The organism is Massilia mucilaginosa (assembly GCF_011682145.1).
Taxonomy (GTDB): domain Bacteria; phylum Pseudomonadota; class Gammaproteobacteria; order Burkholderiales; family Burkholderiaceae_D; genus Telluria_A; species Telluria_A mucilaginosa.
This window is the reverse complement of sequence record NZ_WHJH01000091.1, coordinates 1-11478: the sequence shown is the minus strand read 5'-3', so window position 1 is coordinate 11478 and position 11478 is coordinate 1. Positions and strand designations below refer to the sequence as shown.

General features: G+C 62.7%; 14 protein-coding genes and 1 pseudogene. 7 read left to right on the top strand and 8 right to left on the bottom strand.

From position 1 onward, the window contains the following. Window positions 1–569 (top strand): annotated as a pseudogene (locus F2P45_RS33060) (glucosaminidase domain-containing protein); the annotation flags it as partial. Continuing rightward, window positions 557–994 (top strand): Tgi2PP family T6SS immunity protein, encoded by a 438-nt coding sequence (locus F2P45_RS33055; RefSeq protein WP_223164890.1) that lies wholly within the window; start codon window positions 557–559, stop codon window positions 992–994. The pseudogene F2P45_RS33060 and the gene F2P45_RS33055, both read left to right, overlap by 13 nt. A gap of 89 nt (window positions 995–1083) precedes the next feature. Here F2P45_RS33055 and F2P45_RS33050 read toward each other — a convergent pair whose 3' ends face one another. The 7 genes from F2P45_RS33050 to F2P45_RS33020 all read right to left on the bottom strand — a co-directional run bounded on the left by F2P45_RS33050 (window position 1084) and on the right by F2P45_RS33020 (window position 6796). Beyond that, entirely contained in the window at window positions 1084–1539 is a 456-nt protein-coding gene (locus tag F2P45_RS33050; RefSeq protein ID WP_166882458.1) for a GNAT family N-acetyltransferase, read from the bottom strand. A 90-nt stretch (window positions 1540–1629) separates the two neighbouring features. Beyond that, complete coding sequence (locus F2P45_RS33045) at window positions 1630–2226, bottom strand: helix-turn-helix domain-containing protein (protein WP_166882453.1); 597 nt, start codon at window positions 2224–2226, stop codon at window positions 1630–1632. Between the two features lie 37 nt (window positions 2227–2263). Continuing rightward, window positions 2264–2407, bottom strand: coding sequence for a hypothetical protein (locus F2P45_RS33040; RefSeq protein WP_166882452.1), 144 nt, complete (start codon window positions 2405–2407; stop codon window positions 2264–2266). A gap of 42 nt (window positions 2408–2449) precedes the next feature. Next, the gene (locus F2P45_RS33035; protein WP_166882451.1) at window positions 2450–3076 is read right to left on the bottom strand and encodes a DUF3885 domain-containing protein; all 627 of its coding nucleotides are present in this window, start codon (window positions 3074–3076) and stop codon (window positions 2450–2452) included. An 83-nt stretch (window positions 3077–3159) separates the two neighbouring features. Next, the gene (locus tag F2P45_RS33030) at window positions 3160–3702 is read right to left on the bottom strand and encodes an ankyrin repeat domain-containing protein (protein ID WP_166882450.1); all 543 of its coding nucleotides are present in this window, start codon (window positions 3700–3702) and stop codon (window positions 3160–3162) included. Between the two features lie 42 nt (window positions 3703–3744). Continuing rightward, on the bottom strand, window positions 3745–5247 hold the full coding sequence (locus tag F2P45_RS33025) for a catalase (RefSeq protein ID WP_166882457.1): 1503 nt from the start codon (window positions 5245–5247) through the stop codon (window positions 3745–3747). 640 nt (window positions 5248–5887) lie between these two features. Continuing rightward, the gene (locus F2P45_RS33020; protein WP_166882449.1) at window positions 5888–6796 is read right to left on the bottom strand and encodes a LysR family transcriptional regulator; all 909 of its coding nucleotides are present in this window, start codon (window positions 6794–6796) and stop codon (window positions 5888–5890) included. Between the two features lie 143 nt (window positions 6797–6939). On the opposite strand from F2P45_RS33020, the gene tmpT reads away from it, so the two are divergent. From tmpT to F2P45_RS33005, 3 genes are all read left to right on the top strand, one after another. After that, window positions 6940–7572, top strand: a complete 633-nt coding sequence (tmpT, locus tag F2P45_RS33015) for a thiopurine S-methyltransferase (RefSeq protein WP_166882448.1) — start codon at window positions 6940–6942, stop codon at window positions 7570–7572. After that, window positions 7569–8945: an MFS transporter gene (locus F2P45_RS33010; protein WP_229505427.1), complete on the top strand. Its 1377-nt coding sequence runs from the start codon at window positions 7569–7571 to the stop codon at window positions 8943–8945. Before tmpT ends, F2P45_RS33010 begins: the two co-directional genes overlap by 4 nt. Window positions 8946–9017: 72 nt before the next feature. Then, complete coding sequence (locus F2P45_RS33005; protein ID WP_166882447.1) at window positions 9018–9731, top strand: glutathione binding-like protein; 714 nt, start codon at window positions 9018–9020, stop codon at window positions 9729–9731. 10 nt (window positions 9732–9741) lie between these two features. On the opposite strand, the gene F2P45_RS33000 is transcribed toward F2P45_RS33005, so the two are convergent. Then, a complete protein-coding gene (locus F2P45_RS33000; RefSeq protein WP_223164889.1) occupies window positions 9742–10095 on the bottom strand; it encodes a hypothetical protein in 354 nt (117 codons plus the stop codon). Between the two features lie 145 nt (window positions 10096–10240). Here F2P45_RS33000 and F2P45_RS32995 point away from each other — a divergent pair, with 145 nt between their 5' ends. Both F2P45_RS32995 and F2P45_RS32990 read left to right on the top strand, forming a co-directional pair. After that, on the top strand, window positions 10241–10600 hold the full coding sequence (locus F2P45_RS32995) for a hypothetical protein (protein ID WP_166882445.1): 360 nt from the start codon (window positions 10241–10243) through the stop codon (window positions 10598–10600). 32 nt (window positions 10601–10632) lie between these two features. Continuing rightward, window positions 10633–11217, top strand: coding sequence for a hypothetical protein (locus F2P45_RS32990; protein ID WP_223164888.1), 585 nt, complete (start codon window positions 10633–10635; stop codon window positions 11215–11217). Window positions 11218–11478: the final 261 nt, after the last annotated feature.

The window sequence follows — 11478 nt, the reverse complement described above, 5'->3', positions numbered from 1 at the left end:
TCGCGGCAACGTGCTTCTCCCAAAAAACGGTCGTGTTTTCCATGCTTGCTCCGGTATCAAATCGAAGTAGCAAGAATGCGGAAATTCGGATTAGCCAGCAAGTCTGGGGTTTATGGAGCGCTTACAATGTGACTTATGCGGTCGAATTCGTTGCCAAACACCGGGCGGCTGCCGAAAGGGTTGCAGGAAGACTTGATATCCCTGCTGAAAACATTCTCGGGCTTGCCGCGCATGAGTGTGAGCACGGGAAAAATCGGTTCGCACGCGACGGTAACGGTTTTTTCTCAATGCATTCGCCAGCGCCCAATCAGACCGGCACGCTGACGGCGTTGAAAGATCCGAAGGTAAAAATGGCTACCTTCGGATCTTTCGAAATGGCGGCGGAATCCTTTGAGAAGAAATATGGGACAGGCATTCGCGGCAAAAGGGATGCTGGCGAATTCAGCAGAAAGCTTGTAGAACTTCGCTTCAACTCGGGCAATTCGCGAGATGGCGGAATGGATGGATGGGCCAAAAAAGTTGAAGAGTCCATCGGCATGGTGAAGGTGAGGATGCAATGCAGTTCCTAAGGCAACTTCGAGCGTTGGTGATCGTCCTAGGCCTAATGGCCTGTTTGCCAGCGTTTGCACAAACGCTCGATGTAAAGAACATCAAGCCTTCCGGCTTGACGCTTTCTCAATCGAAGCAGGTTCTGCGCGTGGTGATGAAACACGAGCGATACAAGATGTCGTCCCCGAAATTGTCGATTGACGGTCCGTGGCTCACCGATGGTAAGCCCGTTGTTCCAGGCTACTTCCATTTCGGGGTGGTTTACGTGACCAGTACGCAGGGCCATTACGCGGTCAATACCTCCACCGGCGATGTATGGGATACCGAAAGCTGTGAACGCTATACATTCCCAGCATTAATAGCGATCCAAAAGCAGATTTCCATAAAGACGGGCAAGAAACTCGCCAGCGATGACGATGCACGCAGTGAGTTAGGCTGCCCCTAGACGCGTGTATCGGCAACACGAAAAACAGCATGCGCTCAAGCTGCGTGAAGCCGTCATTTTCGCATTATGCAACCTGCCTGCGTCAGGTTTCAGGCTGCGATGTGTTTTTGCATGAACACACTCAACGGGTCATTCGCATAATCGGCAAATGGCCCCCGGCGCTCATAGCCGGCTGCCGCATACAGGGCTAATGCCTCCGGCTGGTATGGTCCGGTTTCGAGCTTGAGGACTTTACAGTCGGCGTCGATTGCCCGTGATTCGAGCACAGCCAGGAGTTTCCTGGCGACGCCTTGGCCTCGACCGCGAGGATTGACATACAGGCGTTTGATTTCCCCAAATTCTGGGCAGAACACCAGCGCGCAACAGCCGATTGCCTGGCCCGCACGATCCCGCGCAACGGCAAACAAGACATTCGGCTGCTGTAAGGACGCCAGATCCAGGGCGTGCCTGCTCTCTGGCGGATACAGGCCGTCCTGGTAAGCGTCGAGCTCGGCAATGAGGGCGATCACGTCAGTCTGATCTGGTGATTCGAAGGCGATCGTCATGGCTGATGAAGAAAACATCTTATGTCCTTGTTTTTGTGGGAACGATATTCAGAAAATCGGCATTCGATTCATGGCGGCCAGCGCAGGCGCTTACCCGGCTTCATTTTTCCTGATGGGTTTAGATGAGGGAATCGACAGGGCGACAAGGTAACGTGCCGCCGATTGCGTCGGATTGAAATAGACAATTGATTGGGCCGCTTGCATGGCAAGACAATCGCCCGCCTGCAGGCGCCAGTGCCGGTCGTCGACGCTGATTTCCATGATTCCGTCGATCATCCATATCTGCTGATCGATTTCCGAGTCACGCACGACGGCATCGTAGATAACGCGCTGGCCCGGCTGAAAAATGACTTCGACGAGTTGAATCGAGGACGGCGCGGCCGGGGAGAGCGTACGCCGCAGATATCCTGACGCGGGATCGGTCCACACGCGCTGATCGGGCGCGCGCGACACAGGTGCGGGGGCGGCTGTTTGCGCATCGCCGTCCTCAAAGAGCGCAGAGACGGTAACGCCGAGCGCTCCGGCCAGTTTGTCGAGCACGGTAGCCGATGCGCTGCTCTGGCCACGTTCGATCAGCGAGATGTTGGAGCGGCTCACACCGCTCAGTGTCGCCAGCCCGTCCAGCGACAGTTTGTGCGTGGCACGCAGGGCGCTTACGCGGCCGGCAATGATTTGATTGATGTCCATGCCGGCACTATACTGGAATTGAATTTCCAGTATAGTGTCATTTCACAGCAGGAGCGAGGCCCGGGCGCCGACCGGCTTGGGAATACACGCAGAACGCCGCAACAGTGGCAATCAGCACCAGCGACGCCAGCGACGCTTCGACCCCGAAGGCGCCGCCGGGCAACATGATATATATGCGCATATTTATTTTTGTGCTGTGGCTTTTGTTACCTGTAAGCAGATTTCAGGCGGGTGGCGGGATGGCGAAATGGCGGTCCATCGTGTCGAGATCGTACTCGAAGAGCCAGGCGTAATGTGCGCTGTAGATCTGCCGCAGCGCCTCGTGGCTGGTCCCGACCACGTCCATTCCCCGGTCGTCGTAGGGATGCACCGTGAGCCCCGTTGCCGGGTTGATCAGGTAGACCTGGCAATGCGGATTGGGGCGCAACTCCCACATGTTCGTGGCAAACGCACACCACAGCAGGCTGGCCAAACTTGACTTGGGCAGTTCGAAGAGCGCATTGGCCCACCAGTTGTCATCGTCCCCCGGAAAGTCGCGCGGGGCCGGCTCGGCCCAGATGTCGCGTGCACGTGGAAGGGTGACGCCGGCCATCTCGAGCTGCCGGAGCGTGAGGCGCAGGTCGAACCGGTTCGGCGTGGCATAGCTTTGCAGATGCACCAGGATGGTATCGGTGCCGGCGAACACGTCCTCGCAGACGACGGTGGCCTTGCGCACAGCCGTCAGAACGCAGGCAAAATGCTCGCCGCCCTCGGCCATGCGAAAGCGCAGGCCGCCGGGAAGCTTGTAGAACAAGGCATGGCGGTACGGTTGACCGTCCACGAGTGTGGCGATGTGCTGTCTGAGGCTCATAATTGGCAATGGGTGCGGATCGTGAACAGCACTATAAGCGAACGCGGCAAGATTCGCGCAACGCCGCCACGGGCCGCTGCGCCTCAGGGCTGGCGCCGCGCCTGGCTCAATTCGCCCCGGGCGAGGCTGGCCGGGGTGTTGCCGGCGCCGTCGGCCGCATTCATATCGGCGCCGCGCTCGACCAGCGCCTGCAGGATCTCGCTGCGCTGGAACAAGGCCGCGTACATCGCTGCGGTCTGGCCGGCGTGGTTACGCTGGTTCGCTTGGCAGGCGGTATCGGCCAGGCGCCTGGCAATGCGCAATTCGCCTTTGAAAATCGCGCCCATCAAGGCCGTGTTGCCGCGCTTGTCGCCGGCGCAGGGATCGGCCCCGGCGCCGATGAGCAGGTCCACGGCCGCGCCCTGGCCATGGTAGGCGGCCAGGATCAGCGCCGTGTAGCCTTTGTCGTCGCGCGTGTTCAGGTCGTACGATGCGGTGGTGAATTCTTTGAGCATGGCCACGTCGCCACGGCGGGCGGCGTCGAAATAGTAGCCCTTGAGTTGTTCGGCCAGGCGCGCCGGTTCGGGCGGCGCGGCGTGCGCCAGTTGCGCCATGGCCAGCGCAGCGATAGTGATCAGGTAGTTCATGGCGGTCTCCCAAACGGCCGCCCGCAGGCGGCCGTCGTGTCATCAATCGGCCAGGGTCTTGGCGCGCGAGGCGACTTGCGCGACCTTGTCGCCCAGCGCGGCGGCCAGCGCCGTGCCGTAAGCGGCGTCCGCCTTGTAGAAGTGCGACAGCATCGTGTAGCGCACTTCCTCGTCCTTCACCTGGCCCAGGTCGCCGGCCAGGTTGGCCACCAGGTTTTTCTGCTGCTGCGCAGGCAAGGCACGGTAGAACTCGCCGGCCTGGCGGAAGTTCAAGGTCTTGGTGATGCGTTGCTGCACGGTGCTGCCCGACAGGGGAAGCTGGCTCGGCTTGAAGGCGGCGTCGACCGCCAGCGGGAACTGGCGGCTCGGCTCGTAGTTGATATTGCCGCTACGCTTGCCGGCGTTCATGGCGCCATCCTGGTGATGATTGGTTGCGGCAACGCGCGGCTGGTTGATCGGCAGTTGCAGCGCGTTGGCGCCAAGGCGGTACATCTGGGTATCGGCGTACGAAAACACGCGGCCTTGCAGCAGCTTGTCTTCGGACGGCTCGATGCCGGGCACCAGGTTCGATGGCGCAAACGCGCTTTGCTCAGTTTCCTGGAAGATGTTGGCCGGGTTGCGGTTCAGGGTCATGGTGCCGACCTTGGTTTCCGGCACGCCGGTCCAGTCCTTGGTGGCGTCGAGCGCGTCGAAGTCGAACTTGGCAAGGTCGGCCGGCTTGAGTACCTGCACGTACAGTTCCCAGCGCGGGAATTGCTTGTCCTTGATGGCCTTGACCAGGTCGTTGCTGGCGTGATTGAAATCCTTGCCCTGGACGGCGCTCGCTTCGGGACCGGTCAGGCTCTGGATGCCTTGCAGCGACTTCCAGTGGAATTTGACGTAGTTGACGGTGCCGGCGGCGTTGACGAATTTATACGCGTGCACGCTGTGGCCGTCCATGAAGCGGTAACCCTTGGGCGTGCCGAGGTCGGAATACACCTGGGTCAGCATGTGGGTCGATTCCGGCTGGTGCGAGAAAAAGTCAAAGAAGCGGTTCGGGTCCTGCACATTGGTCTCGGGCGCGGGCTTGAGCGAGTGCACCATGTCCGGGAACTTGACGGCGTCGCGGATGAAGAAGATCGGCAGATTATTGCCGACCAGATCCCAGTTGCCTTCGCTGGTGTAGAACTTGGTCGCGAAACCGCGCGGGTCGCGCAGGGTTTCCGGTGAATGGTTGCCGTGGATGACGGTCGAAAAGCGCACGAATACTGGTGTTTCGGTGCCGTTGGTGAACACCTTGGCGCGGGTCAAGGCCGACATGTCGCTGCTGGCGACGAAGACGCCATGGGCGCCGGTGCCGCGCGCATGGACCACGCGCTCGGGAATGCGTTCGCGGTCGAAACGCTGGAGTTTTTGCAAGAGGTGAACGTCTTGCAGCAGGGGCGGGCCGTTCTGGCCGGCCGTTTGCGAGTTCTGGTTGTCGCCAACCGGGGCGCCGTTGTCGCGCGTGAGCTGGGGCGCTGCCGAGGTGAAGGGAGAGATCAGTGCGGCGATGGCAAATGCCATGGCCGAGCGTGCCGCGTAGCGTTCTCCAGAAATGCGCAGCTGGGTTGTGATGGTCATCTTGACTCCTTTTTTGTAAATGTGTCTAAACAATAAGGAATTCAAGGCGATATGTATACGCAATTATAAGTATTGTACCGATAGTTTAAAACTATTTACCCTTACCCCCCCTGCGAATGGTTAGCGTCGACTCGGAAACAGTTTCGCTCAGCATCGTTGAGCAGGACAACGGCACCAAACAAGCCGCTTTCAGCAATAGCCCGAACATGTTTGAGTGCAGGCTGGCTGGGAAGGTTCAACCCGGCAACCAGAGCATCTATGCCCAATATGCCGGCTATTTGGATGCGAGGACGAGGATGACATGTGTGAACAAAGCAACGCGCAAATCTGACGAACTTGAATATGAGCTCGCGAAGGGCGTTTTGACGATCGGCGCGACGACCTACGATGTAGACACGCTGGAACAGGAAAACATGGTCATGAACCCGGGCAGAGTTTTTTCTACTCCGGACAGACCAAGGATGGCAGGAGTTTTTCACTTGATCTGGATGGACGCGGCAAGCCAAGTCATCTGGAGATCAGGGACAAGCGCAATAACATCCTCACGTGCGCGCCCTTGCCGTAAGCGGGCAGGGACGCGTGCTCATGGGTTATCGGGCCGGTCGGCGCCGCACACCGCGCGCATGTGCCCGCGCAGCCAGCGGTGGGCCGGATCGGCATCGAGCCGGGGATGCCACAGCATCGAGACCGTGAATTCGGGCGTCGCAAAGGGCAGGGCGGCGCTGTGCATGCCGTCGCGCAGCAGGCCGGTATGGCGTTCCGGGACGGTGGCGATCAACTCGCTTGCGCGGGCCAGCGCCAGCGCGGGCGCAAAGCCGGCCACGGTGACGACGACCGCGCGTTCCAGGCCCAGCGCCAGCAGGCCGTCGTCGAGCGGGCCTTTGTCGCCGCCCTGGCGCGACACGCCGATGTGCTCGCCGCCAGCATAGCTTGCGGGCGTGATGGCGCCCCCGGCCAGGGCATGTCCGGCGCGCACGACGGCCACGAAACGGTCGCGGAACAGGGCTTGCGTGCGTATTTCCGGGCCGGTGGACTTGCCGATAACGCCGGTTTCCAGATCGACGCTGCCGTCGCGCAGGCCCGTGCTCTCCTTGTCGGGCTTGGGCACGAAACGCAGGCGCACGCCGGGTGCTTCGGCGCGCACGCGCTTGATGAGTTCGGCGCCGAAATTCTCCACGAAACCTTCCCTGGTGCGGATGCTGAACGTGCGCGCAAGCTGCGTCAGGTCGAGCGTGCCGACCGGACGCAGCACGGCCACGCTGTCGTGTACCAGCTCGCTGACCTGCTGGCGCAGCGCGATGGCGCGTGGCGTGGGCACCAGGCCGCGTCCGGCGCGCACCAGCAGGGGGTCGCCGGTGGCGTCGCGCAGACGCGCCAGGGCACGGCTCATGGCCGAGGGACTGAGCTGCAAACGGCGGGCGGCGCGCGCCACGCTACCTTCGGCCAGCAGCACGTCGAGGGTGATCAGGAGGTTGAGGTCGGGCATGGACATACGCTGACAATACCGCAGTTCGCCGCTGGTGTGGCGTCTGGTGCAGCAATAAAGTGCACCCGTTGCGTCTTCCGCCATGCGTGGGCGACGGATAGACTGGGTGTGCGTGCCGGCTGGCGGCACGGTCAACCGGGGAAATCTGTATGGACGAGCAATTCTGGCACCGCAAGTGGGCAAGCAACGAGATCGCGTTCCACGAGGGCGCACCGAATCGGCTGATGCTGGCGCACATCGGCCGGCTGGGACTGGCGCCGGGCAGCCGCGTGTTCGTGCCCTTGTGCGGCAAGTCGCTCGACCTGCATTGGCTGCTCGCCCAAGGCTACCGCGTGGCGGGCATCGAATTGAGCCAGCTTGCCGTCGACCAGTTGTTTGCCAGCCTGGGCGTCACCCCAATCGTCAGCAGCGCGGGCGCACTGCTGCACTACCGCGCGCAGGACATCGATATTTTTGTCGGCGACATCTTTTCGCTCTCAAGCGAACTGCTCGGCGCGGTCGACGCGGTGTACGACCGGGCGGCGCTGGTCGCGCTGCCGGAACCGATGCGCGCGCAGTATGGCGCGCACGTGACGCAACTGGCAAAGCAGGCACCGCAACTGTTGATTTGCTACCAGTACGACCAGGCCATCATGGCCGGACCGCCGTTTTCGATCGGCGACGATGAGGTGCGACAGCGCTACGGCCACGCGTATGCACTGACCTTGCTCGACAAGGCCGAGGTGGCGGGCGGTTTCAAAGGCCGCTTTCCGGCACTCGAAGCGGTGTGGCTGCTCACATGAGCCAGCAACCGGCGATGCTGGCCGCGCTGGCGCTGTCCATGCTGCTGTCGGCGCTCGGCACCAGCATCGCCAACGTCGGCTTGCCAGCCCTGGCGCAGGCGTTCGGCGCCAGCTTCGGGCAGGTGCAGTGGATCGTGCTGGCGTACCTGCTGGCCGTTACCACGCTGATCGTCGGCGCCGGCCGGCTCGGCGACCTGACCGGGCGGCGCCGGCTGCTGCTGGCCGGTATTGCGCTGTTTACGGTGGCATCGGCCCTGTGCGGCCTGGCGCCGGCGCTGCCCTGGCTGATCGCCGCGCGCGCGCTGCAGGGGCTTGGCGCGGCGGCGATGATGGGGCTGACAATGAGCTTTGCCGCCGGCGCGGCCTCGAAAGGCGGCACCGGCAGCGTCATGGGCCTGCTGGGAACCATGTCCGCCGTTGGCACCGCCCTGGGGCCGGCCCTGGGCGGTTTGCTGATCGGCGCCGCCGGCTGGCGCGCGCTGTTCTTCGTCAGCGTGCCGCTCGGGATCGCGGCCTGGCTGCTGGCGTACCGCGGCCTGCCGCCCGATACGGCGCGCCTTGACAGCGAGCGCGCCGGCTTCGACGCCGCCGGCACGCTGCTGCTGGCGCTGACCCTGGGCGCTTATGCACTGGCCATGACAGCCGGCGGCGGCGACTTCGGCCCCCTGAACCTGGCCCTGCTGCTGGCTGCGGGCGGGGGGACGTGGCTGTTCGTGCTGGCCGGCGCCAGGTCGGCCTCGCCGCTGATCCCGCTGGTCCTGCTGCGCGACCGCCTGCTCGGCGCGCGTCTCGGCACCACGGCGCTGGTGTCGACGGTCATGATGGCGACCCTGGTGGTGGGGCCGTTTTATCTGGCGCGCGCGCTCGCGCTGGCGCCGGGCGCCGTCGGCCTGGCCCTGTCGGCGGGGCCGCTGGTGGCGGCGCTGTCCGGCGTGCCGGCCGGGCGCCTGGCCGACCGCGCCGGCACGGCCAGCGTGTCCATCGCCGGGCTGGCGCTGATGCTGGCCGCGACCGTGGCGCTCGTGCTGCTGCCTGCCTCTGGCGGCCTGCCGGGCTATCTTGCGCCGCTGGTGGTGCTGACGATCGGCTATGCGCTGTTCCAGGCGGCGAACAATAGCGCGCTGATGAACACGGCGGCCGCCAGCCAGCGCGGGGTGGTTTCCAGCATGCTTAACCTGGCGCGCAACCTGGGGCTGGTGACCGGTGCGTCGCTGATGGGCGCCGTGTTCGCGTTCGGTGCGCAGGCGCTCACGGCGCCGCCCGAAGCGGTGGCGGCGGGCATGCGCAGGACGTTCGCGCTCGCGTGCGTACTGCTGGCGGCGGCGCTGGTCGTCGCCTGGCGCGCGGAGAGGGCACCAAAACAGCAAACATGAAATTTCTGCTATGTTGTCGGGCCGGATGCACCCACGAGGAGCGTCTCCAGACCCGCTATATAGGAGTGAGCCATGAACGACCTGTCGACTTTCCCGATTACGAAAAAATGGCCTGCCGCGCACCCCGAGCGCATCCAGCTGTATTCGCTGCCGACGCCGAACGGCGTGAAGGTATCGATCATGCTCGAAGAAACCGGGCTGGCGTACGAGCCGCACCTGGTGCGCTTCGATCACAACGACCAGCTCACGCCCGAATTCATGTCGCTCAACCCGAACAACAAGATCCCGGCGATCATCGATCCGAACGGCCCGGACGGCAAGCCACTGGCGCTGTTCGAATCGGGCGCGATCCTGATCTACCTGGCGGAGAAGAGCGGCCAATTGCTGCCGCTTGACGCCGCCGGACGTTACGAAACCATCCAGTGGGTGATGTTCCAGATGGGGGGCATCGGGCCGATGTTCGGCCAGCTCGGCTTCTTCCACAAGTTCGCCGGCAAGGAGTACGAGGACAAGCGCCCGCGCGACCGCTACGTGGCCGAGTCGAAGCGCCTGCTCGGCGTGCTCAATGAACGGCTGGCGCAGCGTACCTGGATCGTGGGCGACACCTACACCATCGCCGATATCGCCATCTTCCCGTGGGTGCGCAACCTGATCGGCTTTTACGAGGCGGGCGATCTGGTCGGCATCGCCGATTTTCCGCATGTGACGCGGGTGCTGGAAAATTTCGTGGCGCGGCCGGCGGTGGCGAAAGGCCTGGAGATTCCCAAGCGGGACGCAGCCGCGTAACTCGGTCGTATCAGGCCTCGAACGGCGGCGAGCCGTCCTGCCAAGGCGACTCGCCGGTGAAGAACCAGCCGGCCAGTTCGCCCAGGCGCAGGCAGGCGGCGTCGTAGTAAGCCTGTTCCGCCGCGCTGCGCGTTGCGGAGCACGACAGGTCCCTGACCATGGAGTCGTGTATCCAGAAACCTTCGGCAATCCAGCGCTCGACATGTTCGCCGGGTTCGGCGCTTTGAAGATAGTGCTGCATGGCGGCGACGAGGCGGGCAAAGGCGGCCTTGTTCCAGCGGGCGAAGCAGCGCAGTTCGACGAGGAAGCCGTCATCGGACTGGAATGCTTCTTTCAGTGCTTCAAGTGGGTCGGGCGTGATCATCATGCTCCATTTCAATTGGCTTGCGGGACAGGGGGCCGGGTCAGCATGCCGCACCGGCAATGATTGTAGCGTGGGCGCGGCGCAGCGGCGATGTGGCAGGCGGTAGAATGAGAGAATGCGGCGATCAGCGCCGAATCTCATTATCTTGAGCTATGTGCTGATCGCCATGGCATGCGAATGGGTGGACGCGCCAAATGGAATGTGCAACGACTTTTGGACGGCGGAGATTCGCGACGGCAGCCTGTATCTCCAGGACAGGAATACCGATTCGATCGCCCTGCGTTTCGATCCGTTCGCGCATACGATCACGGTTACCAACGGTACGGTCGGCGGTGCCGGGAGTGTACGCACCGATGTATTCAAGCTCGATCCGAGCCCGGCGTACGATCAGGCCTTGACTCGACGGATGAAGCGGGCCCACTGGAGCGCCAGGGGAACCTGGAGCCCCGCCATCGCAAAAAAATGGACGTATTCGCGCGCAAAAATCGAGTTTGGAGCGAAGTAGGACGTCTGCCAGCGGCGCCGAATCACCTTATCTTGAATCATCCTGAAATTATCTTGAAAGTCTGTATGCACATTGGAAAAATGAAGTTGCGCGCGTGGCTTGGCGCGCTGTCGCTGGTTCTGATGACGGGGGCGCAGGCCCAGGTCCAGGATCCGGGGACGGCGATGCAGGGCAAGTACACGCTGGTGTCGTCCACCACCACGCCAGACTCGGCGTGGAAATTTACCAAGGCACGTCTCAAGATAAGCAGGCTGGACAAACGGCATATCCAGATCGCCATGGCATGCGACTGGTGGGATGCGCCCACTGCGCAGTGCGATGCCTGGTGGGCGGTGCAGGTTCGCGACGGCAGGCTGTATCTCCAGGACTTCAATACAGAGAAAACCAAGCTGCATTTCGATCCATCCGCGCATACGATCACGATTACCAGCGGGACGGTCAGCAACGTCGGCAGTGTGCGCACCGATGTGTTCGAGCTCGACCCGACCCCGGAGTTCGACAAGGCCCTGATTCGACGGATGAAGCGGGCCCATTGGGTCGGCAGGGAAACCTGGAGTCCGGCCACCGGAATCAAATTGGCTTTCCCGCACGCCATCAGCGTGGGTGCGGCGAAGTAGGGCGCAGCGCGTCGCGCGCGGCTTGACGGGCAGTTGCCTGTCAAGCCTGCTCAGCCGGGGTCTGACTCCCTGCACGGCGCCGCTGCGGCCGCCGGCTCACTCCTGTCCATGGCGCTGAAGGGCCAGTTCCCCTTAGCTTGACTTTGTCCATTTGTGAGCGATGGACGAAGGGAACGTAAGCCCGAATGCGTAGTCAATGATTGATCCACTCGTTGCAGCGAGGTTCATCATGACGGTAATAGCATCCGGGCTTACGAAGGC

What these genes read in the sequence shown, in the direction of transcription:
- F2P45_RS33010 (WP_229505427.1), top strand. Translation starts at nt 7,569, where the DNA reads ATGAGCCAGCAACCGGCGATGCTGGCCGCGCTGGCGCTGTCCATGCTG.
- F2P45_RS33055 (WP_223164890.1), top strand. Translation starts at nt 557, where the DNA reads ATGCAGTTCCTAAGGCAACTTCGAGCGTTGGTGATCGTCCTAGGCCTA.
- F2P45_RS33045 (WP_166882453.1), bottom strand. Translation starts at nt 2,226, where the DNA reads ATGGACATCAATCAAATCATTGCCGGCCGCGTAAGCGCCCTGCGTGCC.
- F2P45_RS33040 (WP_166882452.1), bottom strand. Translation starts at nt 2,407, where the DNA reads ATGCGCATATATATCATGTTGCCCGGCGGCGCCTTCGGGGTCGAAGCG.
- F2P45_RS33025 (WP_166882457.1), bottom strand. Translation starts at nt 5,247, where the DNA reads ATGGCATTTGCCATCGCCGCACTGATCTCTCCCTTCACCTCGGCAGCG.
- F2P45_RS33030 (WP_166882450.1), bottom strand. Translation starts at nt 3,702, where the DNA reads ATGAACTACCTGATCACTATCGCTGCGCTGGCCATGGCGCAACTGGCG.
- tmpT (WP_166882448.1), top strand. Translation starts at nt 6,940, where the DNA reads ATGGACGAGCAATTCTGGCACCGCAAGTGGGCAAGCAACGAGATCGCG.
- F2P45_RS33000 (WP_223164889.1), bottom strand. Translation starts at nt 10,095, where the DNA reads ATGATCACGCCCGACCCACTTGAAGCACTGAAAGAAGCATTCCAGTCC.
- F2P45_RS33050 (WP_166882458.1), bottom strand. Translation starts at nt 1,539, where the DNA reads ATGACGATCGCCTTCGAATCACCAGATCAGACTGACGTGATCGCCCTC.
- F2P45_RS33005 (WP_166882447.1), top strand. Translation starts at nt 9,018, where the DNA reads ATGAACGACCTGTCGACTTTCCCGATTACGAAAAAATGGCCTGCCGCG.
- F2P45_RS33020 (WP_166882449.1), bottom strand. Translation starts at nt 6,796, where the DNA reads ATGTCCATGCCCGACCTCAACCTCCTGATCACCCTCGACGTGCTGCTG.
- F2P45_RS33035 (WP_166882451.1), bottom strand. Translation starts at nt 3,076, where the DNA reads ATGAGCCTCAGACAGCACATCGCCACACTCGTGGACGGTCAACCGTAC.